The sequence below is a fragment of the Pseudomonas sp. FW305-7 genome (assembly GCF_058786735.1).
This window is the reverse complement of record NZ_JBYSZA010000074.1, coordinates 1-601: the sequence shown is the minus strand read 5'-3', so window position 1 is coordinate 601 and position 601 is coordinate 1. Positions and strand designations below refer to the sequence as shown.

Here is a 601-nt window from a genome sequence, read left to right as displayed (position 1 = left end):
TCCTTGATGGTGATGACGCCGTTGATCGCCTCTTTGATGATGGGCATTCCCAGACGCCAGGCACCGGCTTCTACCCGTACACGGGCGCTTTGTGAATGGCGGACGGTCCAGTTCCACACCTCGTCATGAATGTCGTAGCGCAACACCAGCGCGTCGTTGTCGCCACCGGCCAGAATCGCGGCCTGATCGGCAATGATCACGATTGGCGTCTTGTGATCCACCTCGTCCTGCGTCACGGTGTGGGGCGCAAGAACGGTGCTGCCCCATTTCACCAGCACCGTGTCGCGCACTGCCATGTCCGGGTAGAAAGGCACGGTCACGGGCACGCCTTTTTTGGCCCACTCGGCATCAATGCCCTGTTGCACGACCTCAGGGGGCAGAGTGACCGGAAACAGTTTGCCATGGCCGTCAGGATCATTCGGGTGATCATCTCGCCCGCCGGGACGGGTGAGCTTGACCAGCAAACGCTGTGAGACAGCAGGGTCATCCGGCGCGGTGCCACCGAAACGGGTCAACTGGTAATAACACTCCTCAGCCCAGCCCGGTCGGGCGATCGCTACAGGCAGGTAAAAGAACAGCGGAAAGTCGACTTCATCGGCCT

General features: G+C 60.6%; 1 pseudogene. It reads right to left on the bottom strand.

The window, feature by feature from the left end:
- Positions 1–601, bottom strand: a pseudogene (locus AC3WMT_RS30875) (Ig-like domain repeat protein); the annotation flags it as partial.